The organism is Stackebrandtia nassauensis DSM 44728 (assembly GCF_000024545.1).
GTDB classification, from domain to species: domain Bacteria; phylum Actinomycetota; class Actinomycetes; order Mycobacteriales; family Micromonosporaceae; genus Stackebrandtia; species Stackebrandtia nassauensis.
The window spans coordinates 2,887,528-2,909,420 of record NC_013947.1 but is presented as its reverse complement, the minus strand read 5'-3'; the positions used below and the strand labels follow the sequence as shown (position 1 = coordinate 2,909,420).

Annotated in this window: 20 protein-coding genes; 9 read left to right on the top strand and 11 right to left on the bottom strand. The window is 68.9% G+C overall.

Annotated features, from left to right (window positions below):
- Position 1 precedes the first annotated feature (1 nt).
- Complete coding sequence (locus SNAS_RS13615; protein WP_013018010.1) at positions 2-877, top strand: SDR family oxidoreductase; 876 nt, start codon at positions 2-4, stop codon at positions 875-877.
- Between the two features lie 113 nt (positions 878-990).
- A complete protein-coding gene (locus SNAS_RS13610; RefSeq protein WP_013018009.1) occupies positions 991-2,574 on the top strand; it encodes a PLL family lectin in 1,584 nt (527 codons plus the stop codon).
- Positions 2,575-2,583: 9 nt separating this feature from the next.
- Here SNAS_RS13610 and SNAS_RS13605 read toward each other — a convergent pair whose 3' ends face one another.
- The 9 genes from SNAS_RS13605 to SNAS_RS13565 all read right to left on the bottom strand — a co-directional run bounded on the left by SNAS_RS13605 (position 2,584) and on the right by SNAS_RS13565 (position 11,616).
- On the bottom strand, positions 2,584-3,270 hold the full coding sequence (locus SNAS_RS13605; protein WP_013018008.1) for a PIG-L deacetylase family protein: 687 nt from the start codon (positions 3,268-3,270) through the stop codon (positions 2,584-2,586).
- Positions 3,271-3,278: 8 nt separating this feature from the next.
- Positions 3,279-4,151, bottom strand: coding sequence for a carbohydrate ABC transporter permease (locus tag SNAS_RS13600; protein WP_013018007.1), 873 nt, complete (start codon positions 4,149-4,151; stop codon positions 3,279-3,281).
- A complete protein-coding gene (locus SNAS_RS13595) occupies positions 4,148-5,068 on the bottom strand; it encodes a carbohydrate ABC transporter permease (RefSeq protein WP_013018006.1) in 921 nt (306 codons plus the stop codon). Before SNAS_RS13595 ends, SNAS_RS13600 begins: the two co-directional genes overlap by 4 nt.
- A 16-nt stretch (positions 5,069-5,084) precedes the next feature.
- A complete protein-coding gene (locus tag SNAS_RS13590; RefSeq protein ID WP_013018005.1) occupies positions 5,085-6,356 on the bottom strand; it encodes an ABC transporter substrate-binding protein in 1,272 nt (423 codons plus the stop codon).
- Positions 6,353-7,321 (bottom strand): GNAT family N-acetyltransferase, encoded by a 969-nt coding sequence (locus tag SNAS_RS13585; RefSeq protein WP_013018004.1) that lies wholly within the window; start codon positions 7,319-7,321, stop codon positions 6,353-6,355. The genes SNAS_RS13590 and SNAS_RS13585 overlap by 4 nt, the downstream gene beginning before the upstream one ends.
- A gap of 120 nt (positions 7,322-7,441) precedes the next feature.
- Positions 7,442-8,338, bottom strand: coding sequence for a MurR/RpiR family transcriptional regulator (locus tag SNAS_RS13580; protein ID WP_013018003.1), 897 nt, complete (start codon positions 8,336-8,338; stop codon positions 7,442-7,444).
- 20 nt (positions 8,339-8,358) lie between these two features.
- A complete protein-coding gene (locus SNAS_RS13575) occupies positions 8,359-9,558 on the bottom strand; it encodes an exo-beta-N-acetylmuramidase NamZ family protein (RefSeq protein ID WP_013018002.1) in 1,200 nt (399 codons plus the stop codon).
- A gap of 144 nt (positions 9,559-9,702) precedes the next feature.
- Positions 9,703-10,623 (bottom strand): glycoside hydrolase family 16 protein, encoded by a 921-nt coding sequence (locus tag SNAS_RS13570; protein WP_013018001.1) that lies wholly within the window; start codon positions 10,621-10,623, stop codon positions 9,703-9,705.
- A 78-nt stretch (positions 10,624-10,701) separates the two neighbouring features.
- Positions 10,702-11,616 carry a MurR/RpiR family transcriptional regulator gene (locus SNAS_RS13565; RefSeq protein ID WP_013018000.1) on the bottom strand — a complete coding sequence of 305 codons (915 nt, stop codon included), beginning with the start codon at positions 11,614-11,616 and terminating at the stop codon, positions 10,702-10,704.
- 126 nt (positions 11,617-11,742) lie between these two features.
- On the opposite strand from SNAS_RS13565, the gene SNAS_RS13560 reads away from it, so the two are divergent.
- Entirely contained in the window at positions 11,743-12,702 is a 960-nt protein-coding gene (locus tag SNAS_RS13560) for an N-acetylglucosamine kinase (RefSeq protein WP_013017999.1), read from the top strand.
- Between the two features lie 80 nt (positions 12,703-12,782).
- Here SNAS_RS13560 and SNAS_RS13555 read toward each other — a convergent pair whose 3' ends face one another.
- Positions 12,783-13,601 (bottom strand): carbon-nitrogen hydrolase family protein, encoded by an 819-nt coding sequence (locus SNAS_RS13555; protein ID WP_013017998.1) that lies wholly within the window; start codon positions 13,599-13,601, stop codon positions 12,783-12,785.
- A gap of 15 nt (positions 13,602-13,616) precedes the next feature.
- Positions 13,617-15,089, bottom strand: a complete 1,473-nt coding sequence (locus SNAS_RS13550) for an alpha/beta fold hydrolase (protein ID WP_013017997.1) — start codon at positions 15,087-15,089, stop codon at positions 13,617-13,619.
- Positions 15,090-15,284: 195 nt separating this feature from the next.
- Between SNAS_RS13550 and SNAS_RS13545 the strand changes: the two genes are divergently transcribed.
- From SNAS_RS13545 to SNAS_RS13520, 6 genes are all read left to right on the top strand, one after another.
- Positions 15,285-16,229 (top strand): ABC transporter substrate-binding protein, encoded by a 945-nt coding sequence (locus tag SNAS_RS13545; RefSeq protein ID WP_013017996.1) that lies wholly within the window; start codon positions 15,285-15,287, stop codon positions 16,227-16,229.
- A gap of 1 nt (position 16,230) precedes the next feature.
- Complete coding sequence (locus SNAS_RS13540) at positions 16,231-17,238, top strand: iron chelate uptake ABC transporter family permease subunit (RefSeq protein WP_013017995.1); 1,008 nt, start codon at positions 16,231-16,233, stop codon at positions 17,236-17,238.
- The gene (locus SNAS_RS13535) at positions 17,235-18,296 is read left to right on the top strand and encodes a FecCD family ABC transporter permease (protein WP_013017994.1); all 1,062 of its coding nucleotides are present in this window, start codon (positions 17,235-17,237) and stop codon (positions 18,294-18,296) included. The genes SNAS_RS13540 and SNAS_RS13535 overlap by 4 nt, the downstream gene beginning before the upstream one ends.
- An 11-nt stretch (positions 18,297-18,307) precedes the next feature.
- Positions 18,308-19,093, top strand: coding sequence for an ABC transporter ATP-binding protein (locus SNAS_RS13530; protein WP_083787344.1), 786 nt, complete (start codon positions 18,308-18,310; stop codon positions 19,091-19,093).
- Between the two features lie 44 nt (positions 19,094-19,137).
- A complete protein-coding gene (locus SNAS_RS13525; protein ID WP_013017992.1) occupies positions 19,138-20,097 on the top strand; it encodes a pirin family protein in 960 nt (319 codons plus the stop codon).
- 264 nt (positions 20,098-20,361) lie between these two features.
- Complete coding sequence (locus SNAS_RS13520) at positions 20,362-21,885, top strand: cobyric acid synthase (protein WP_041626059.1); 1,524 nt, start codon at positions 20,362-20,364, stop codon at positions 21,883-21,885.
- Positions 21,886-21,893: the final 8 nt, after the last annotated feature.

Here is a 21,893-nt window from a genome sequence, read left to right as displayed (position 1 = left end):
CATGTCCCGCACCATTCTGGTCACCGGAGCCACCGGAACCGTTTCCACCGCGCTGATATCGGAACTGGCCGAAGCCGACGTGAACCTTCGCGCCCTCGCCCAGGAAGCGTCCGACATGGACGGACTGCGCGAGCGCGGCATCGAGGTCGTCGTCGGCGATCTCGACGACCCCGACACGCTGCCGCCCGCTTTCGCGGGGGTGCACGACCTGTGGCTGCTCAACCCGAACGGCCCCCGCGCTCCCGAGAACAACATGAACGCCGTGTGGGCGGCCCGGCAGTCCGGTGTGGAACGCGTGGTTCGGTTGTCCGCCATCGGAGCCGCCTTCGACGCCCCCAACCGCAGCGGCAGGCTCCACGCGCTGTCCGACCGCGAGGTCGAGGCCAGCGGCATGCGCTGGACGATCCTGCGTCCGTTCTGGTTCATGCAGAACCTGCTCAACGAGGCCGCCGACATCGCCGCGACCGGCACGTTCTCGCTGAACATGGCCTCGGCGCGGCTCGGGATGATCGACGCCCGCGACATCGCGGCGTGCGCCGCCCGCATCCTCCTCGACGAGCCGGATCGACACCACGGCACGGCGTACACACTGTCGGGGCCACGATCGTTGACCTTCGACGAGGTCGCCGACGAGCTGGGCGACGCGCTCGGCGGTCTGGTGAAGTACTCGCCGGTCAGCGATGCCGCCAAACGCGAGACACTGCTCGGCTTTGGGGTTCCCAAGTGGATCGTCGACATGCTGGAGGAGTACGCGCGGGCCTACGTCTCCGGCTGGGGCGACTACACCACCGATTCGGTCTCCGAACTGCTCGGCCGTCCGCCGCGCGACATCGCCGAGTTCGCGCGCGACCACGCCTCAGCGTTTCGGACTGGCTGATCACAACCGTCGTGTCGGGCTTCCGACACGGCGGTCTGGTAATCCGGTTGCGGCGCGCGTCCGCTGTCGGGAGGATGAGAGGACAACGGGCGGGATGGCAAGGGGGCCAAACCATGGACAAAATCGATCTCTTCATCATGGGCAACGACGGCACGGTCTACAGCAGCTGGTGGACCAACCCGGGCCGCGACTGGTCGGGTTACCACGGCTGGAGCAACATCGGCGGGATCTTCCCCAAGGGGGCACCGATCGCCGAGGTGCAGCGGCATCCGAACAACATCGACCTGTTCGTCTGCGGCAACGACGGAAACGTCTACACCGCCTGGTGGGGTGAGAACGGCGGGCTGTGGTCGGGCACCTTCGACAACTGGCGGAACATCGGCGGCACCTTCCCCGCCGGGGCGCCGATCACCGCCACCTCCCGGGGTCACGGCAACATCGACCTGTTCATCACCGGAAACGACGGCCACGTCTACACGTCCTGGTGGTACGACGGCAGCGACTGGTCCGGACTGAACGGCTGGCGCGATCTCGGTGGGACCTTCCCGGCCGGGGCACCGGTGACGGCGGTGTGTCACGACTCCGAATCCATCGACCTGTTCATCTGCGGCAATGACGGCCACGTCTACACCGCGTGGTGGCACACCGGTCAGGAGTGGTCCGGACTGAACGGCTGGCGCGACATCGGCGGCACCTTCCCGCCGGGCGCCCGGGTCACCGCCGTGTCCCGGCACGCCGGGCACATCGAGCTGATCATCTGCGGCAACAACGGGCGCGTCTACGTCGCCTGGTGGTACGCCGGCAGCGACTGGTCCGGGCTGGGCGGCTGGCGCGACATCGGCGGGACCTTCCCCGCCGGGGCGCCGGTCACCGCGCTTTCCAAGGCGCCCAACAGCATCGACCTGTTCATCACCGGCAACGACGGTCACGTGTACACGTCCTGGTGGTACGAGGGCTCGGAATGGTCGGGGCTCAACGGGTGGAAGGGCATCGGCGGGACCTTCCCGGCCGGGGCGCCGGTCTCGGCCAGCAGTCGCCATCCGTCGGTCATCGACCTGTTCATCTGCGGTAACAACGGGCACGTCTACACGTCGTGGTGGCACGAGGGCCACGACTGGTCCGGGTACAACGGCTGGAAGGGCATCGGCGGCGAGTTCCCACGCGGCGCCCAGGTCTCCGCCGCCAACCGGGTGGTGGAGGCGGTTCCGCCGTCGGGTGACCCGATCAAACTCCACGCCGACGTGCACACCGACGACGCGGTGCCGGTCGGCGGCTGGGCAGATCTGGAGATCCACCCCGACGGCACGTTCACCTTCACCGGGCACTTCCACGACTCCGGTTTCCCCAGCTACGACACCAAGTTCGTGTGGCTGGTCGGCACCGACGACGGGGTGGTGTTCGGATTCATGGACGAGGGCGAGGTCCACGGCACCCTCAGCAGCGACTCCCGCGATCACGACTGGGTGAGGCGTGGCTGCAACGCCGGGATCCGGGACCTGTGGGAGAAAGTCCGAAGAGGACGCAACAACTGGCGCGCCGACTTCGACATCGACCTGGGAGACGTCTTCGGCACGGTGCTGCTGGCGTTGGCCTACACGGGGGCGGCACTGGCGTTCATCTCCGGATCCGGCGGTGGCCGCAACCGATACATCAGCCGCGACCACCCCGGCAACATCCCCGACGGCGGTGAGGAGTGAAGCCGCGGACTACAGCTTCTTCAGACCCGGGTCGACCTTGGTGGCGAACGCGCAGGCGCGCTTCACACCGGCAAGACAACCCTTGGCGCGCATCAGGGCCGAGTAGTAGTCGATGTACATGAAGCCGTAGGTCTCACCGCGCGCGAAGGCGTGCACCTGGATGGCGTCGTGCCACAGGTCGAAGGCGTCCTTGGGAATCTCGACGTACATGGACGGCGAGAAGTCGTCCATGTCCTCCCAGTTCTCGGCGTACACGAAGTCCTTGACGCCGTGGCGGGGCAGGTCGTGCTTCATCGGCAGCCCCGCGTAGAACCGGCCCATCTCGGCGATCTCGGAGGCGTTGTTGTGGTCGGAGTGGAACGAGCCGCCCCAGTGCGCGACCACCACGTCGGGCTTCATGTCGCGGATGATGTCGGCGACCTCCAGGTGCACCTCCTCCGTGTTCGGCAGGAAGCCGTCGGAGTGGTCCAGCACCTTGAACTCCGAGCCGAGCCGTTCGGCGAAGTCGCGGCCCTCGGCGATCTTCTGCTTCTTGTACTCCGCGGGGGTCAGCTTCGGATGGCCGCGCTCGCCGGGCGTGAGCGCCAGCAGGCAGGTGCGGTGTCCGGCCAGCGACGCCTTGGCCAGCAGCGGTCCGGCGGTCAGATCCATGTCGCCGATGTGGGCGCCGATGGCCAGGTACGTCTTCTTGCTCATAGTGGACCTCACTTCATTCCGCTGAGCATCATGCCGCGGATGTAGTACTTCTGGAACAACAGGAAAACGATGAGCACCGGTAGGGTGCTGATGACCAGCCCCGCCATGACCAGCGGCTGGGTGCGGACCGGGTCGAGGTGGCTTTCCAGCAGGTAGATCCCGACCGGCAGCGTCATCAGGTCCGGGTTGACCGTGGAGATCAGCAGCGTCCAGATGTACTCGTTCCAGACGTTGACGAAGGTCAACAGACCCAGGGTGATGAGCGCCGGTTTCGTCTGCGGCACCACGATGTTCCACCAGATGCGGACCTCACCGGCGCCGTCGATGCGGGCGGCCTCCAGCATCTCGTCCGGGATGGACACTATGAACTGTCGCATCAGGAAGATACCGAAACCCGAGACCAGGAACGGCATGAACAGGGCGGCGTAGGTGGTCATGAGACCGCCGTAGCCGTCCCGGCCCAGGAAGTCGTTGCCACCGGCGCCCGGCCAGTGCGACAGGATCAGGAAGTTCGGGATCAGGAACAGGAACGGCGGGAACATCATGGTGGCCAGCACGAACCGGAACAGCACCGCGCGGCCCTTGAACCGCAGCTTGGCCAGCGCGTATCCACCCATACTGGACGTCAGCAGCACCGAGAACACGCACACGACGGTCATCAGGGTGCTGTTGCGGAACAGCGTCGGCATGTCGAGCTGCTTGAACGCGTCGGTGTAGTTGGAGGTGTCGAGACTGTTGGGGAGGAACTGATACGGCAGTTTGCCGAACTCGCCGGGCTGTTTGAACGAGGTCAGCACCATGTCGGCGAACGGCAGCACCATGAGCACGGCACCGACGGCGACGAGCAGGTACGAGAACCAGGGGAACCTGCGGGGCCTCATGAGGTCTCCTCTCCCTTGCGGCGGAAGAACCACAGCTGCAACAGCGTGATGACGAATATGACGACGAACAGCACCAGCGCCATCGCGCTGGCCACGCCCCAGTTGCCGAACTTGAACGCCTGCTGGTACATCTCGTAACCGGCCACATTGGTGGCGTTGGCGGGGCCGCCCTGGGTCATGACGATGATCAGCGCGAAGGACTGGAGTCCGGCGATGAACTGGGTGATGAGCACGAACAGCAGCGTCGGACGCAGCAGCGGCAGTGTGATGTGCCAGAACGAGGTCCAGGCGTTGGTGCCGTCCAGTTCGCCCGCCTCGTAGTAGGTCTCGGGGATGGCCTTGAGTCCGGCGGTGAGGATGAGTACCGCGGTGCCGATCGAGGCCCAGGCCTGGACGACCACCACCGAGGGCAGTGCGGTGGACGGGTCGGTCAGGAAGCTCACCGAGGGGATGCCGACGGCGTTGAGCATGCCGTTGATGAGCCCGCTTCCGGGTTGGTACATGTACTTCCAGATGTTGCCGACAGCGACCACTGTGGTCACCAGCGGCAGGAAGTACAGGGTGCGCCACAGTCCCTGGAACCGCAGCCGGGTGATGGCGTGCGAGACGGCTATCGAGGCGACGAGCGCCAGTGCGACGGCGCCGAAGGCGAACAGCAGCGTGTTGGCGAGGATCGGCACCAGGAAGGTACCGGCGGGGTCCAGGATCTCGGCGAAGTTGGCGGTACCGGCGAAGTCGATACGGCCCAGGTCGAAGCCGCCCCACGAGGACACGGCCAGGCCGATCGCGAACAGCACCGGCAACACCAGGAAGACGGCGAAGAACAGCAGTGAGGGCGACAGCAGGGTCCAGGCGGTGCGGCTCTGCTGTTTTCGGGCTTTCAGCAGTGTTCCCCGGGCGGGAACGGTGTCGGTCATGGCGGGAACCGTCCTGTCAGTCCTGGTTGAGGGTGGCGTCGGCTTCGGCGGCGGCGGATCGCAGTGCCTCGGCCACGGAGAGGTCGCCCGTCCACACCGACTGGATGCTGCCCTGTAGCGCGGTCTTCATCTGCTGGCCGCCACGCGGATTGGGTTCCGGCAGCGCGTAGTCCATGGCCTGGACGAAGGGCTCGAAGTTGGGGTCGTCGGCGGTGAGGGCTTCGCTGTCGGAGACCCGGGCGGGGATGCTTCCGGCGCCGAACTGGAACGCGCCCATCCGGGTGGCGCCGTCGGCGGCCTGCTCGGCGTTGAGCCAGCGCAGGAACTCCCAGGCGTCGTCCTTCTGGTCGCTGTGGGAGCTGACGCCGGTGAAGAAGCCGTAGGCGAGCGACCCCTTGTCCCCGGCCTTCGGGCCGGGGATCGGTGCGACGCCGACGTTCTCGTAGTCGTCGCCCATCATTCCCTTCAGGACGCCGATCCAGTATCCGGCGTTGATGGTCATGGCGACCCGGTTGCTGGGGAACGCCTTGATGGTGTTGAGTCCCGGGTCCGCGGAACCGGACTCGACGAGCTGTTTCTGTAGCGACAGTGCCCGCTGTCCAGCCTTGGAGTCGAAGGCGGCGCTCCCGTCGGCGTTCATGTACCGGCCGCCCGCCGCCTGCAACAGCGACGCGAACGGGTGCACCACGGCGGTGTCGGAGAAGTCCGTGGTCAGACCGAAACCGGCCACGTCGAGGTTGCCGCTGTCGTCGGTGACGGTGGTCCTTTCGGCGATGTCCTCCAGTTCGTCCCAGGTCTTCGGCGGCTCGGTCACACCCGCCTTCGCCAGCAGTTTCTTGTTGTAGATCAGGGCGTAGGTCTGCATCTCGGTCGGGTAACCCAGCACCTGGTCGTCCACCGTGACGGCTTCGGACGCGGCCGGTGAGTACTCGTCGCGGATGTCGGTGGCGACGTCGGTGGGCGGTTCGTCCAGGACGTCGGCGGCGGCGAGCTGGCCGCCCCACAGGCTGTAGGCGTTGATGATGTCGGGGGTCTGGCCGGAGGCGTGGCGGGCGGTGACGGTTTGCAGCAGTTCGTTGTACAGCACCGACTGCGTCTTGACCTGGACCTCGGGGTGGGTGCGGTTCCACTCGTCGACGAGTTTCTTCAGCCCGGACTTGTGGGGTTCGCTGCCGTAGTGGGTCAGCACCGTCAGGGTCTTGCCGGGTTCGTCGCCGAAACTGCTGGTGGCGCAGCCGGAGGCGGTGAGGACCAGGACGGTGGCGAGGGCCAGCGCGCGAATTCTCATGACTGTTCCTTGTGGTCGGTCAGCTGGGCGCGCATGATGTGGAACCGTCTGGTGACGGTGAATCCGGTCTTGCGGTACAGGTGACCGGCGGGGGTCTGTTCGCCGGTCCACAGGAACCAGGCGTTCTGGCCTCCCAAGGCGCGCATGCGTTCCAGGCACAGGTGCAGCAGCGCTTCGCCGAGGCCCAGACCGCGCAGCCGGTCCACCACGCCGAAGGGACCGAAGCGGTCGACGATGCCCTCGTAGGCGGTACACATGCCCCAGCCGATGATCTCGCCGCCGGGGTCGCGGGCGACGAGGATGCGGTCGGGGGGCAGTCCGGCGGCGGCGGTCTCGCGGATCACGCGTCCCCAGTCGGCGTTGAAGTGGTCGTTGGCCAGTTCGATCAGCGGGACCAGTTCGTCGGGGCTGGGGCTTGAGAAGCTGTAGCCCTGGGTGCGCAGTTCGGTGACGCGGGCGCGGACCTTGTCGGGGACGAGGTGCTCTCCGATGGGCAGGGTCATGGCCGAGGCCTGGTAAAGGGTGCGGAAACCCAGGGAGTCCATGAGGGACTTGGCCGCCGGGTACCGGTCGGCGTCCAGGCCGGGCAGGATGTAATTGGGCGTGTAGGACGAGAAGTCGACCTCGGTACGTCCGCATGACCGCAGCCAGTCCATGGCCTCGGTCAGCAGTCGCTTTCCGACGCCGTGACGGCGGCGGTCCGGGTCGACGAAGTAGAACGGGATCCAGCCGCGCCCGGGTTCCAGGTCGTCGCCGACCATGGCGACCCGGCGGCGCACCGCGTAGGCCGCGCCGATGACCCGGTCGCCGTCCCAGGCCAGCCGCAGGCCCTCGGGGTCGAAGTTGGCGTCCAGCAGCACCAGGCGGCGGAATCGGTCGGTGGTGATCGGATCGCCTGGGGCGCTTCGGGTCCATGCGTCGACGAGCGCGTCTGTGCGGCCGACCTGAAATCCGGTGGTCTTCACCTGGGGACTCCTCAAGATCAATCGACGATGGTTGGAAAACTACCAACACGGAGGAGCCACGTCAATAATTGTCTTACGCTGTTGGACGCCCGGATGTTTCGGCTGGTGAGCGTCGGGGCCTCAGGGCCGTCCGCCGCGGTGGACGGTTTCGTGGGTCGTCGTCAGCGCCTCGACGGCGGCGTCGTAGGAGCGTTGCGCGATGCCGAGGAACACGCAGTCCACCACCGCCAGTTGCGCCAGCCGGCTGGCCATGGCGCCGGAACGGAACCGGGACTCGCGCACCCGGGTGGTGATGACCAGGTCGGCCTGCTCGGTCAGCGGCGAGGGCGCCGCGTTGACGATGGCGATGGTCTTGGCGCCGTGCTGGCGCGCCACGGTCAGGCACTCCACCACCTCGGCGGTCTGCCCGGAATGGGACAGGCCCACCGCGACGTCGTCGGGTTTGAGCAGCGCGGCCGAACCCAGCGCCAGGTGGGAGTCGGGAATGGCCAGTGCCATCCGGTCGATGCGCAGCAGTTTGTGTTGCAGGTCTTGCGCTGCGAAAGCGCTGGCGCCCAAGCCGAACAGGCTGATGCGCCGGGCGGTGGACAGGACGTCGATGACGCGTTCCAGGGCTTCGAGGTCGAGTCGTTCGACGGTCTCCTGGATGGCCCGCACGTCGGCGAAGGCCACCTTGCGCACCAGTTGTTCCAGGGTGTCGTCGCGGTCGATGTCGGTACCTGGAGCCAGGGTGCCGCCGGAGCGGGCCAGGTCGCCGCCCAGTTCGGTGGCGATCGCCAGCCGCAGGTCGGGGTAGCCGCGGAATCCGGCGCGACGGCAGAACCGCACCACGGTGGTCTCGGAGGTGCGGCCCACCCCGGCCAGTTCGGTGATCGACTTCGTCATCACCAGCCGGGGCGTCTCCACGATCGCCTCGGCGACCCGCCGCTCCGCCGGGGCGAGTCCGGGGGCCAGTTCCCGGATCCGCTGAATCACGCTGTCGTCGCGCAGGTGCTCGTTCTCGCCGCCTGGGACCATGTCCGCTCCCTGTGAAAGTCCTATGGATACAACAACACGTCCGCGCCCGCCCAGTCGCGCGGACTATCCACCATGGATGATTTTAGCAATGCGGCCGGATCCGCTCCCTCGTCCAGGATGTGGCGCAGCCGGTCGCTCCCCCACAGTAGGTCCACGGGATGTTGGTGCCCGGTGCGCTCGGCGCCGTCCTCGTAAACCCGCCAGCCGAAGTCCTCGGGGTACAGGGTCCGCAGCGTGTGCAGCATCGCCAGCGCGCAGGCCACCGGGGTGAAGGTCGCGCGGTCGGTGACGTGCAGCTGGACGCCGCGCACCGTGGTTCCGGCGTGCTTGTGGAAGGTGGGCGCGAAGGACACGTCCCGGAATCGCACCCCCGGCAGTTCGCGGGCGTTGAGTTCGGCGGCCCAGCGTTTGTCGACATAGGGCGCGCCGATCAGCTCGAACGGCCGGGTGGTGCCGCGGCCCTCGGACAGGTTGGTGCCCTCGAACAGGCCGGTGCCCGGGTAGACGAGGGCGCTGTCCAGCGTGGGTATGTTGACCGAGGGCATCACCCACGGCAGTCCGGTGGCGTCGGCGAACATCGCGCGGTCCCAGCCGGTGACCTCGACGACCTCCAGTTCCGCCGCTCGCCCGGCGGTCTCGGCCACGGCGGTGGTGTTGAGGAACCGGGCCAGTTCGCCGACGGTCAGGCCGTGCCGCAACGGAATCGGCGCCCGCCCGACGAAGCTGGCGAACTGCGGCTCCAGCAGTGGCCCCTCCACGGCCAGGCCGCCGATCGGGTTGGGGCGGTCCAGGACCACGAACCGCATGCCGGTGCGCGCGGCGGAGGTCAGCAGGTCGAACATGGTCCAGATGTAGGTGTAGAAGCGGGAACCGATGTCCTGCAGGTCGTACAGCAGCGTGTCGACGCCCGAGCGCTCGACGAGGGCGTCGAGTTCGGCGCCGCTGTGGCGGTAGGTGTCGAACAGCGGCAGTCCGCTGTCGGGGTCATGGTCGCCGGGTTCGCTCTCGCCCGCCTGGGTGGTGCCGCGCAGGCCGTGCTCGGGGCCGAACAGCGCCGTGACGGGTACGCCCGCCGCCAACAGGGCCGTCACGGTGGTGTCGAGGTCGGCGGTCACGCCGGTGTAGTTGGTGACCAGGCCGATGCGGGAGCCGGGAACCAGCGAGGGATCGGCGCGCAACCGGTCGGTGCCGGTGCGGGTCACAGGGGTGGAGCGATTCACGACGGCCCTTTCCGTGTTCGACGTGGCGCGTTGATAAATTACCTACCACCCTAGCCTCCCGTCAATAAAAAACGTGTCCGGACGGAATCGGCGCGCGAGAATCCCGCCGTCCATGCTGGGCATCGACGGCGGGATCCGTTGCTGTCAGGCGGTGCAGCCGCCGACGGTGTCGGTGTGCTCGACGCCGTCGGCCCGGTAGCCGTCGACCCGGTTGGTGGCCTCGTCGGGGGCCACCACCTCGTTCTCGGCGAAGTACAGCCAGTCCACGTCCTGGACGTAGTGGCTGTCGCCGCTGGTGTGCCCCTGAAGGTCGATGAACCACAGGTTGAAGTTGATCGACATCGGCGTCTCGGGGTAGTACTTGTCGCCGTGGTCGGCGACCTGCTGTCCGTCGATGAAGTACTTCATCCGGCCGTCGGCGACCTGGATGACCAGATCCCGCCAGCCGTCGTAGCTCTGGCGTTGTTCGTTGTGGAGGTTGTCGGCGACCCACGGATCGGGTTGGTAGGTCTCCCAACTGGTCTCGTACAGGATCGGGCCCTGTTCGCCCCAGCCGCCGTTGGGCAGGTACTCGAAGTCCAGTTCGCCGTAGTCGGGGTCGTTGGGGGCGTTGAGCGGGGTGATGGTGAAGAAGGTCTCCACGATCCGGTCGCCGTCGGTGCCGGACTGCGGCGCGTCGGTGAAGCGGACCCGGGCGGCGTAGGTGCCCTCGAAGAACTTGCGCTGGTGCAGCAGCTCGGCCTGTTTGGTGCCCTCGGCGGTGCCGTTGGTGCTGGCGGACAGCCGAAGCGAGGACTGTCCGTCCACGGTGGGGAATGAGACGTTCTCGGCAGGCCAGCTGGCGCCGGGCACTCCCGGTCCGCCGGAGTTGGTGCGTACGGTCCAGCCGCGCGCGGCCAGGTCGGGATCGCTGTTGCCGGTGTAGCCGAAGTCGTCGAACAGGGCGCATTCGGCCGCGCCGTCGGCTCGCGCCGAACCGGCGGCTCCGGCCGCCACCAGGGCGGTCGTCGCGGCGATGGCGGTGGCCGTGAGGGTGAGCGTGCGTCGGAATCGGTGTGCTGACATGGGGACTCTCCTTGCCGGTCGAGAGGTGGGCACCGGCCGGACGTCGTCGGCCGACCGGTTCGTCGTCCCCCGTGACGTTCAGGGTTGGCGGTTCCGCCTGCGGCGGGACTCGGTGGCCATGCGGTGCGCCTCGACCGCGCGGGCGGTCACCTCGAAGGCCTCGGTGGTGCGGGTGTAGGTGCGTTGCGCTACGGCGACGTAGATCAGGTCCAGCAGCAACAGTTGCGAGTGCAGCGCCGACAGGGCCGCCAGCCGGAAGGTGGTCTCGAAGACCTGGGTGCTCAGCACGACGTCGGCGGTGTCGGCCAGCGGCGAGCGCCGGAAGGACGTGACCGCGACGGTCAGCGCCCCGTGCGATCCGGCTTCGGCGAGCACCTCGACGATCTCGCGGGTGCGTCCACTGTGCGAGATGCCGATGGCCACGTCGGACTCGGTCAGCAGCGCGGCGTTGGTGAGCGCGGTGTGCGCGTCCGGCCGGAACCAGCACGGCACCCGGATGCGTTCCAGCCGGAAGGCCATCTCGCGGGCGGCGGTGCCGCTGCTTCCCATGCCGCACAACTCGACCCGGGAGGCGGCGGCGATGGCGGTGGCGATCCGGTCGATGGCGGCGGTGTCCACCTGGAACGCGGTGTCGGCGATGGCCCGGGTGTCGGCGGCGGCGATGATCTCCAGGACCCGTCCCACCGGGTGGTCGGGTTCGATCTGGCTGTCGATGTCGGTGTCCCAGCGGGTCTGCTGGGCCGCCGTTCCGGTCTCGCTGGCGATGGCCACCCGCAGCGCGGCGTAACCGGGATAGCCCATGGTGCGGCAGAACCGGGTGACGGTGGCGGTGGACGTGCGGGACCGCTCGGCAAGATCCACAATTGACATGTGGGTGGTGTCGACCGGGTCCCGCAGCACCAGTTCGGCCACCCGGCGCAGCGCGTCGGGAAGGGTGGGCAGTTCGGTGCGCAACCGGCCGAGCAGCCCGGTGGCCGCGAGGTTCCCTGACATCGATAATTCCGTTCATTCACAAACTTTAATGATGAAAATTACGCTCACCGTCGCGGAAAGTCAAGCTCCGTCGGGAATCAGCGCGGGACTTGCCAGCCACCGGCCGGTTACCGGAAGATCAAGGGCGTGAACGTTTTCCTGGGAATCGACGCCGGTGGCAGCGGCACCACCGCCGTCGCGATCGACCTTGATGGACAACTGCTCGGCAGCGGCCGGGCACCGGCGGCGAACCCGCAGGTCTGCTCCCCCGACCAGGTGTCGTCCGCGCTGGAACTGGCCGCCCGTTCGGCGCTTGACGGCACGGCGGCCTCGGTGACCGGTGGCGTGGTGGGCATGTCGGGGCTGGCGGCAACCGCGCGGGGCGAGGTCGTCAAGGCGATCGCGTCGGCGTGGGACCGGGCCGGACTGAGCTGCCCCATGCGCGTCGTCGGCGACGCGGTGACCGCTTTCGCCTCCGCCACCAGCGAAGCCGACGGCACCGTCATCGTCGCGGGCACCGGGGCGGTCGTCGCCGAGGTGCGCGACCGCGAGATCACCCGCACAGTGGACGGACTGGGCTGGCTGCTGGGCGACGAGGGCTCGGGGTTCTGGCTGGGTCTGGCCGCCGCCCGGCACACCGCGCGGCACTTGAGCGCGGGGCGTCCGGCCACCAGGCTCACCGACGCGGTGACCGGCCACCTTGGTGCCCACGACGGGGAAGCCTTCGTCAGTGCCTGCTATCTGCGACCGCGCGAGGCACTGGCGGAGCTGGCCCCGCTGGTGTGCGAGAGCGCCGCCGACGGTGACGCCGACGCCCGCGCCCTCGCGGCCGAGGCCGGGCAGCGACTGGCCGACAGTTACACCACTTTGGATCCTGGCCCGGGACCGGTGGTGATCACCGGCGGGCTGCTGACCAACCACACCCCGGTGCGCGCCCACCTGCAACGCGCCCTGGTCAACCGCACCGGAACCACGGCGTTGATCGCCACCGACGCGGCCCTCGGCGGGGCGTGGCTGGCGGCGACGCGCTCGGACGGGCTCACCGCCGAGGGCGCCGCCGAGCTCCACAAGCGACTGGCTGGCGACGCGACGCGCGGCGGTGACTGACGCGGCCCGGCGTCAACTCGCGTGGACGCTCGCAGCTGGCCCGGGGTCAGTCCGGCTGGACTCTCGCGGCTGGCCCAACGTCAGTCCGCCGTCGGATGCGGCGTGATCTCGGGCGAGATCGCGAAACGTCGCTGCTCCAGCAGCGGGAACGCCTCCCGGGCAGCGGTCAGGGCGTCGCGCCCGATCCTGGCGGTCACCAGGCCCTCGTGCTGCGCCAGCCGGGAAACGATTACCCCGTCGGGTGCGACCACACTCGTCAATCCCACCCGACTGCCACCGGTCTGGCAGGCCCCCGCGAGGTAGACCGTGTTCTCCAAGGCGCGGGCCTTGCAGAAGGTCGTCCAGTGCTCCTCCTTGAGCGGCCCCCGCACCCACGAGGTGGGCACGGCCAGCAGGTCGGCGCCACGTTCGGCCAACAACCGCGACAGCTCGGGGAACCTGATGTCGTAACAGGTCATCATGCCGACCTCGAAACCCTTCACGGCGAAGGTCGACACCGGACCGTCGCCGGGCGCGATGGTGTCCGACTCGGCCATCGCGCAGGCGTCGTACAGGTGGATCTTGCGGTACCGCGCGACTCGCTGTCCGTCGCGCAGTGCCACAAGAGTATTGAATGGACGGTCGTCGTGGGTTTCGGTGACCCCGGCGATCACGGTCAAGTCCAGCCCCTCGGTGGCCTTTGCCAGTCCGGCGACGAATCCGTCGTCGAGGCTTTCTGCTTGCGGGGCTCGCGACGGGTCGTCGACGCGACTGGACACGGTCTCGGGGAAGATCAGCAGGTCCACGCCCGCCGTGCGTGCCTCGTCGAGGTAGCGCAGGCACTGCCGCAGGTTCTCCCCCGGGTCGAGGTCCGAACGCATTTGCACGCACCCGACGAGCAGGGTTCCCGGTTCGGTCATGTGCCGCCTCCTTCGTCACTCCTTCGGGCAGGTTACGCCCTCGTCGGGGAGAGTGCCGTCCACGAAGTACCTGTCGGCGTGCTTGATGACGCACTCGTTTCCCGTGACGTACAAGCCGTGGCCGTAGCCCTCGTAGCGCAGCAGCCGGGAGCCCGGGACCTGATCGGTGATGCGGTGGACGTCGTCCTCATTGGCCGCCGCCGCTCCCAGGATCGGCGGCAGTTCGTCCCCGGGCATGGGTGCCGGTGGGTTTGACACCGGCGCGTCGAAGTCGACGCAGAAGATGCCGCGGTTGACGCGCACCTCCGGGAAGTTGGGCGACAGCCGTTCGCCGCGTTTCCGCCCTTCCCGGTACTGCTGGTAGTCGTCGTAGCCGCGGCCGTCACCGCAATGGACGGCTACTCCCCTGGCCGGGGAGAATGCCTTGCGGCCCTTGACCAGTCCGAGTTTGCCGAAGATCGACGCCTTGTTCTCGTCGCGTGCCTCCACGATGGCCTTGGCCAGGTCCGGCCAGCGGTCGTCCTTATTGGTGAGGATGGCGGCGGAGCCTTGCAGATCGTGGCCGTTGAAACTCACGCCTTCGTGGTCGGGCACCGGGATCGGCGACTTGTCGGCGTCGGCCAACAGCTTCTGCCACACCGCCGGTACGTCCTCACCCGACAGTGCGCAGTCAGCGTCGCCGTCGCACCACTTGACGAACCTGCCGAACAGGTCCTCCCGCACCTCGAAGTAGGTCTTCTCGGCGTCGGCGATCTTCTGGTCGTGCGATGAGGCGCCGTCCACGTACATGGTCCGCACCCGCTCGGGGAAGGTGCGGGCGTATGCCTGGACGATGGTGCCGCCGTAGGAGGTGGCGTGGGCGTTGAGCTTCTCCTCGCCGATGGCCTCGCGGACCGCGTCCAGGTCTTCGGCCTGGGTCAGGGAGTTGAGGCTGTCGAACAGTTGTGGATCGTGGTCGCGGCACTTGTCGATGGCCGCCCGCTGTTTGGCGTGTACCTTGTCGAACTCCTTTCGGGTCTTGGGCGCGGCGAACTCGGGACCGTTGTTCAGGCAGTCCTCCATCGGCATGTTCTTGTCCAGGTAGTGACCCCGGGGGTCGTATCCGACCACATTGAAGTGTTCACGCAGGTTCTTGAACGTGTCACCGGCCGAGATCAGGTCGGACGTGCCCGCTCCGCCCGGGCCGCCGGGCACCACGGTCACCGAACCCTTCGACTCACCCTCCCCTGTGTAGGGGAGCCGGGAGATCTGGATGGCCACGGTGCGGTCAGGGTCGTCCCGGTCGACCGGCACCGTCACCTCGGCGCATTCCAGATCCTTGGGAATCTCGGTGGGTTCGGCGTCCTCCACGACGTCGTTGTCGGCGCAGTCGCCCCATTTCAGCTCGCCCGCGGCCTCGGCGTCGGCACCCGCCACCAGCGGTATCACCGCTGCCGTCAGGCCGACGGCGATCATCGTGGCCACCAGTGTTCGGTTTCGCGCCCGCATCGGGCCTCCTTAGGATCGGGCTCGGTTGCCTACAAGGTATTCACTCTGCGAAGCGTTCGCGCCCAACTAAAGTCAAGTCCGCCACTGTACGAAGGCAACCGGTTTCCCGGTCCGCTGGCCGCGCCCGGACCGCGAGAAAGTTAGGTTAGGCTAGGCTTTCTTCTGCGGTTCCCCCTGGTCAGGAAGGTCGATGAGATGAACACACGTGCGGGCGCGGTCGGGCGGCGATTGCTCGCCGGATGCGCGGGTCTGGCACTGGCGGCGACGTTGGCGGCCTGCGGTGGCGGCGGCGACGAGGCCGACGGCTCCGGCGTCACGGTGAAGGGCGCCTACGGCAAGGTCACCGTCGAGGGCGAACCCAAGCGGGTCGTCGCGCTGACGGTGCAGGCCGCCGAGATCCTGGTCGAACTGGGCATCCAGCCCAAAGCCGTCGCCACCAGCCAAAAGGAGATCGACCAGATGTACCCGTGGCTGGACGGCGTCTTCACCGGGAAGCTCGACCCCGAGCTCACCCCCTCGGGTGCCGCCGACCCGGAGGCCATCGGCGCCCACGAACCCGACCTCATCGTCGGGGCCACCTGGAACATCGCCGAGCACGTCTACAAGCAACTCACCGACGTCGCCCCCACCTTCCCGGGTCTGGGCGCGGGCAACGACGACTGGGACAAGGTCACCGTGGCGCTGGGCGAGTTGACCGGCAACGACGGGAAGAAGCTCGTGTCCAACGTGGACGGCACCTGCGAAAAGGCGCGCAAGAAGCTGCCCGGTCTCGACGGCAAGAAGTACCAGTACGTGGCCAGCGAGAAGGGCCAGTTCCGGTTCGGCAACGGCAGCTGGATGGAGTGTTTCGGCCTGAAGGCCGCCGACAACCAGGACAACGACCAGAACACCGACGCCGCCGTCTCCGAGGAACAGATCGAGCAACTCGACGCCGACGTGCTGGCGATCTGGGATCCCGACGGTCTCAAGAAGGACGTCGAGGACGACCCGCGGTTCAAGGACCTGCCCGCCAACACCACCGGCGCGCTGCTGTGGGTCGACCTCCCGCTGGCCAGCGCCACCAACAGTCCCGGGCCGTTGAGCTTCGACTACTTCATCGAACGGCTGCTGCCGGAACTCGAATCGGCTGGCAAAGACTGAGGTGAAGGCTGTATCCACCACGGCGCGCGCCGTGCGGATCCTGCCGGTGGTCGCGGCCCTGGCGCTGGTGTGCCTGCTGAGCATCGCGATGGGTTCCAAACCCTTGTCCCCCATCGCGATCCTCGACGCGCTGCTGGGTGACGCGCCCGCCGGGGACGCCTACATCGTGTGGCAACTGCGCGGCTCCCGCACCCTGCTGGGCCTGGCCGTCGGCGCCGCGCTGGGGGTGTCGGGGATGCTGATCCAGGCGCTGACTCGCAACCCGCTCGCCGACCCGGGCGTGCTGGGTGTGACGTCGGGGGCCGCGTTCGCCGTGGCCGTGACGATCTCGCTGCTGGGCCTGACCAGCGTGTCCGACTACCGTTGGGCCGCACTGCTGGGCGCCCTGGCGGTCACGGTGCTGGTCTACCTCATCGGCTCGTCCGGACGTGGACCGATCGACCCGGCGCGACTCACACTGGCCGGGGTCGCACTGGCGGCGGTACTCCAGGGAGTGGTGTCGGCACTGCTGCTGCTCGACCCACGCGCCTTCGACATCATGCGCGGCTGGAACGCCGGAACCATCGCCAGCCGGGGTCTGGAGGTGCTGCTGCCGGTGCTGCCGCTGATCGGCCTGGGCATCCTCATCGCCGCGGCGGTGTCACCGTCCCTCAACGCCGTGGCGATGGGCGACGACGTCGCGGTGGCGCTCGGCGTGCCGTTGCGGACGGTGCGGGTGCTGGTCGTGGTCGCGGTGACACTGCTGGCGGGCGGCGCGACCGCCGCGGCCGGTCCGCTGCTGTTCATCGGGCTGATGGTGCCGCACATCGCGCGGCTGCTGGTGGGCGCCGACCAGCGGTGGATCTTCGCGTACTCGCTGCTGCTGGGGCCGATCCTGCTGCTGGCCTCCGATGTGGCCGGTCGGCTCATCATGATGCCGGGTGAGATCCCGGTCGGGATCCTGACGGCCTTCGTCGGCGCCCCGGTGCTGATCGTGCTGATCCGACGGCGTCGGGAGGTGGCGGCGTGACCGATATCGCGAAGGACCGAACCTGGCCCGGCAAACCGTTTTGGACACTCCGGTTGGGACCGTTGCGGGCCCGGCTGGCGATCCGCGCCACCCTCGCGGTGGCGGTCGCGACGGCGCTCATCGTCGTACTGCTGGTGACCGCGCTGATGCTCGGCAAGCTGAGCCTCGGCGTCGGCGAGGTGCTGTCCGTCCTCACCGGACAGGAGACCGGCTTCCACCGCACTGTGGTGCTGGAATGGCGGGCACCCCGCGCGGTGATGGCGCTGGCGCTGGGCGTCGCGCTGGGCTGCGCCGGGGCGATCTTCCAGACCATCACCCGCAATCCGCTGGCCAGCCCCGACATCCTCGGCGTCTCCACCGGCGGGTTCACCGGCTACCTGACGATGGCGGTACTGGCCGGGGGCGGCCTCGCCCTGGGCACCGTCGGCGCGCTGGTCGGGGCGTTCGGCGCCGCCGCCGCGATCTACCTGCTGGCGTTTCGGCATGGCGTGCAGGGTTACCGGCTCATCGTCGTGGGCATCGCGGTGTCGGCGGTGCTGACCTCGTTCAACACCTGGCTGATCACGGTGGCCGACCTGGACGTCGCCGTCAGTGCCGCGGTGTGGGGCAACGGCGACCTGACCGGTTCGGACTGGATCGCCACCGGCGTGGTGTGCGCGGCGGTGGCGCTGCTGGGGACGGTGTCCGCCGTGCTGGCGCCGGGACTGCGGCAACTGGACCTGGGCGACGACGCCGCGGCCGGACTCGGCGTCGGCGTGGAACGGTTGCGGCTCATCCTGATCGCGATCGCGGTGACCGCCACGGCGGTGGCCACTGCCGTGAGTGGACCGATCGCCTTCGTGGCGTTCGCGGCCCCGCAGATCGCCCGGCGGGTGATGCGCACCCCCGGGGTGCCGCTGGGCGGGGCCGCCGTCTTCGGTGCCCTGCTGTTGCTGGCCGCCGACCTGATCGGCCAGCACCTGGTACCGGCGGCGCTGCCCGCGGGCATCATCACCGTGGTGCTGGGCGGCGGCTATCTGGTGTGGCTTCTGATCGAGGAGACGAGGAGACGTCGGTGAGCGAGACCAAGATGGACGGCGCCCGGCTGCGGGCGGTGGACGTGACCGTCGGCTACGACGGCAAGATCGTGTCGCGTGACCTGAGCATGTCCGTCCCCGACGGGGGCTTCACGGTCATCGTGGGCCCCAACGCGTGCGGGAAGTCCACTTTGCTGCGGGCGTTGGCGCGGCTGCTGCGTCCGAAGTCGGGCGAGGTGGTGCTGGACGGGAGGGCCATCACGCAGTACGGCTCCCGCGAGGTCGCCCGGCGGCTGGGGCTGCTGCCGCAGTCCTCGGCGATCCCGGAATCCATCACCGTCGCCGACCTGGTGGCGCGGGGCCGCTACCCGCACCAGGGGCTGCTGCGGCAGTGGACCCCGGCCGACGAGGCGGCGGTACGGGAAGCCTTGGCGGCCACCAGTTTGACGGAACTGGGTGCCTGGCAGGTGGACCGGCTTTCGGGCGGGCAGCAGCAGCGGGCCTGGGTGGCGATGGTGCTGGCGCAGCGGACCGAACTGGTGCTGCTGGACGAACCGACGACGTATCTCGACATCGCGCACCAGGTGGAACTGCTGGACCTGTTCAACCGCTTGCACCAGCGGGGACACACCATCGTGGCGGTGCTGCACGACCTCAACCAGGCCGCGCGCTACGCGACCCACCTGGTGGCGATGCGCGACGGCGCGATCGTCGCGCAGGGGCCGCCGTCCGAAGTGGTGTCGGCGGAGCTGGTGGAGGAGGTGTTCGGGCTGCCGTGCGTCGTGGTTCCCGACCCGGTCACCGGGACCCCGGCGGTGTTCCCCAGGTCGCGGCCCTGACCGGAGCCGCCGTCCCGGCGTCCGAAGCGCTCTATGCTGGCGCGATGAGCAATCCGGAGACGGCGCCGCGCGAGGTCAGGTGCGAGAACACCGACGGCGGCGCGGAGATCCTCGAACCGCGTGAGGTGCCGCTGGGCGGGCCGCGGGCGATGACGGTGCGGCGCACGCTGCCGCAGCGGTCCCGGTCGCTGATCGGCGCCTGGTGCTTCGTCGACCACTATGAGCCCGACGACGTGGCCGACAGCGGCGGGATGCGGGTCGACGGTCACCCGCACACGGGGTTGCAGACCGTGTCGTGGCTGTTCGAGGGCGAGATCGAGCACCGCGACACCGCGGGGCACCACGCGATGGTGCGTCCCGGGGAACTCAACCTGATGACCGCCGGGTCGGGCATCGCGCATTCGGAGTACTCGATGCCGGGAACCCGGAGGCTGCACGGGGCGCAGCTGTGGGTGGCGCTGCCCGAATCCGACCGGTTCACCGCGCCCGGTTTCACGCACTACGCTCCCCAACCGTTCGAGCGCGACGGGGCCACCGTGCTGGTGTTCCTGGGCTCGCTGCTGGGCGAGACCTCGCCGGTGTCGACGTTCACGCCGCTGCTGGGTGCCGAGCTCACGCTGCCACCCGGTCGGCTGGACCTGCACGTCGAGCCGGGTCACGAGCACGGGGTGCTGGTCGACTCGGGCGACGTGACCCTCGCGGGGCTGACGGCGGGACCCGGACAGCTGGTCTACCGGCCGCCGGGGCACTCGCGGCTCGAGCTGTCGACCGAGCGCGGTTGCCGGATCCTGTTGCTGGGCGGCACTCCGCTGGGCGAGCGGATCACGATGTGGTGGAACTTCATCGGCCGCGGCCACGACGAGATCGCGGCGTTCCGCGAGGAATGGCAGGCCGCTCGCGAGCCGGGCGCCGCCGTCGGACGCTTCGGACCGTTCCCGGAGCAGTGGGAGGAAACGCTGCCAGCCCCGGGGCTGCCCAACGTCCGACTCAAGCCGCGCGGCTAACAGCGAGCCCGGCAGTGGCTCGCGGCGGTTTGGTCCTCGGCCCGGCTCAAGCCGCGCGAAGCGCCGGCGAACCCGGCAGCGTCGCCGAGCGGCTTGGCCCTCGGCCTCAACTCAAGCCACGCGGAGCGACGGCGAGCCTGGCCACGCGTCCCGATGCGGCTTGACTCTCGCTGATCGCTCGCGGGTGACGAAGTTCGCGTCGTTGGTGAGCTCGGCGTCGGGGGTGGGTAGCTGGCATAGGTTGTGGCGGTGGACCTCAGCGAGCTGACCGGCACCCTGCTGGTGACCGGGACGTGTTCCGACTCCGGCAAGAGCACCGTCGTGGCGGGCCTGTGCCGGTACTTGGCGCGGCGCGGGGTGCGGGTGGCGCCGTTCAAGGCCCAGAACATGTCCAACAACTCCGCCGTCACCGCCGACGGGGGTGAGATTGGGCGGGCGCAAGCCAAGCAGGCTGCCGCCGCGGGCCTGGAGCCCGACGTCGCGTTCAACCCCGTGCTGCTCAAACCTGGTTCCGACTACACCAGCCAGATCGTGGTGCGCGGCAAGCCGTGGGGCACCATCGATGCCGCGAACTGGCCCAGGCTGCGGCGTGAACTGTCGGGTGTGGTCGCCGAGTCGCTGACTGAGCTGCGGTCCCGCTACGACGTGGTGATCTGCGAGGGCGCCGGGTCACCCGCCGAGATCAACCTGCGGGCCCACGACATCGTGAACCTGGGCCTGGCCCGCACCGCCGACATACCCACCATTGTGGTGGGAGACATCGATCGGGGTGGCGTGTTCGCGTCCCTGTACGGAACCCTGGCGCTGTTGGAGCCCGCGGACCAGCGGTTGATCGCCGGGTTCGTCGTCAACAAGTTCCGCGGCGACGTCGGCCTGCTGCGCCCCGGCCTCGACTCGCTGACCGAGCTGACCGGCCGACCCGTGTACGGGGTGCTGCCGTGGCTGGTGGACCTGTGGCTGGACGCCGAAGACTCGCTGGCCCTCGACGCCGGCGGCGTCCTGGGCCGTCCCCGACCACCCCGAGGGGAACAGTGGCTGCGGGTGGCCGTGGTGCGGTTGCCGCGCATCTCCAACGCCACCGACGTGGAGGCGCTGGCCGCCGAACCGGGCGTGCGAGTGCGGATCACGTCGGGCGCCGCCGATCTCGCCGAGGCCGACCTGATCGTCATCCCCGGCTCGAAGTCCACCGTCGATGACCTGGAATGGTTGCGCGACAACGGCCTCGACACGGCGATCCGCGCGCACGCTGAGGCCGGGAAGCCGCTGCTGGGCATCTGCGGCGGCTACCAGATGCTGGGCCGCGTTATCCGCGATGACGTGGAGAGCAAGCGCGGCAGCGTCCCGGGACTGGGCCTGCTGCCCGCCGAGTTCGACTTCGCCGCCGACAAGACCCTCACCCACCCCAAGGGACACTACGGCGACATCCCGGTGTCCGGATACGAGATCCACTACGGCCGCGACACCGTCGACGCCGGGGCCGCCTCGATGTTCCGGCTCGCCGACGGCACCGGCGAGGGCGCCCGCCTCGGGTCGGTCAGCGGCACGCACTGGCACGGGGCCTTCGGCTGCGACGCGTTCCGGCGCGCCTTTCTGACCGGGGCCGCCGCCCTGGCCGGACGCGACCGGTTCGCCGTCGACGACACAGTGGACTTCGCCGCGCTGCGCGAGTCCGAACTGGACGCCCTCGCCGACCTGGTGGGCGACCACCTCGACATGGCGGCGATCACGTCCCTCATCCGCGATGGCGCCGCCCCCGACGCTCCGAGCCTGCTCCCCCGGCTAGTCTGATCCCGTCG

Coding starts and splice junctions, on each gene's coding strand:
- SNAS_RS13590 (WP_013018005.1), bottom strand. CDS start 6,356: ATGAGAATTCGCGCGCTGGCCCTCGCCACCGTCCTGGTCCTCACCGCC.
- SNAS_RS13570 (WP_013018001.1), bottom strand. CDS start 10,623: ATGTCAGCACACCGATTCCGACGCACGCTCACCCTCACGGCCACCGCC.
- SNAS_RS13565 (WP_013018000.1), bottom strand. CDS start 11,616: ATGTCAGGGAACCTCGCGGCCACCGGGCTGCTCGGCCGGTTGCGCACC.
- SNAS_RS13530 (WP_083787344.1), top strand. CDS start 18,308: ATGGACGGCGCCCGGCTGCGGGCGGTGGACGTGACCGTCGGCTACGAC.
- SNAS_RS13580 (WP_013018003.1), bottom strand. CDS start 8,338: ATGGTCCCAGGCGGCGAGAACGAGCACCTGCGCGACGACAGCGTGATT.
- SNAS_RS13615 (WP_013018010.1), top strand. CDS start 2: ATGTCCCGCACCATTCTGGTCACCGGAGCCACCGGAACCGTTTCCACC.
- SNAS_RS13555 (WP_013017998.1), bottom strand. CDS start 13,601: ATGACCGAACCGGGAACCCTGCTCGTCGGGTGCGTGCAAATGCGTTCG.
- SNAS_RS13610 (WP_013018009.1), top strand. CDS start 991: ATGGACAAAATCGATCTCTTCATCATGGGCAACGACGGCACGGTCTAC.
- SNAS_RS13600 (WP_013018007.1), bottom strand. CDS start 4,151: ATGAGGCCCCGCAGGTTCCCCTGGTTCTCGTACCTGCTCGTCGCCGTC.
- SNAS_RS13525 (WP_013017992.1), top strand. CDS start 19,138: ATGAGCAATCCGGAGACGGCGCCGCGCGAGGTCAGGTGCGAGAACACC.
- SNAS_RS13550 (WP_013017997.1), bottom strand. CDS start 15,089: ATGCGGGCGCGAAACCGAACACTGGTGGCCACGATGATCGCCGTCGGC.
- SNAS_RS13545 (WP_013017996.1), top strand. CDS start 15,285: ATGAACACACGTGCGGGCGCGGTCGGGCGGCGATTGCTCGCCGGATGC.
- SNAS_RS13595 (WP_013018006.1), bottom strand. CDS start 5,068: ATGACCGACACCGTTCCCGCCCGGGGAACACTGCTGAAAGCCCGAAAA.
- SNAS_RS13605 (WP_013018008.1), bottom strand. CDS start 3,270: ATGAGCAAGAAGACGTACCTGGCCATCGGCGCCCACATCGGCGACATG.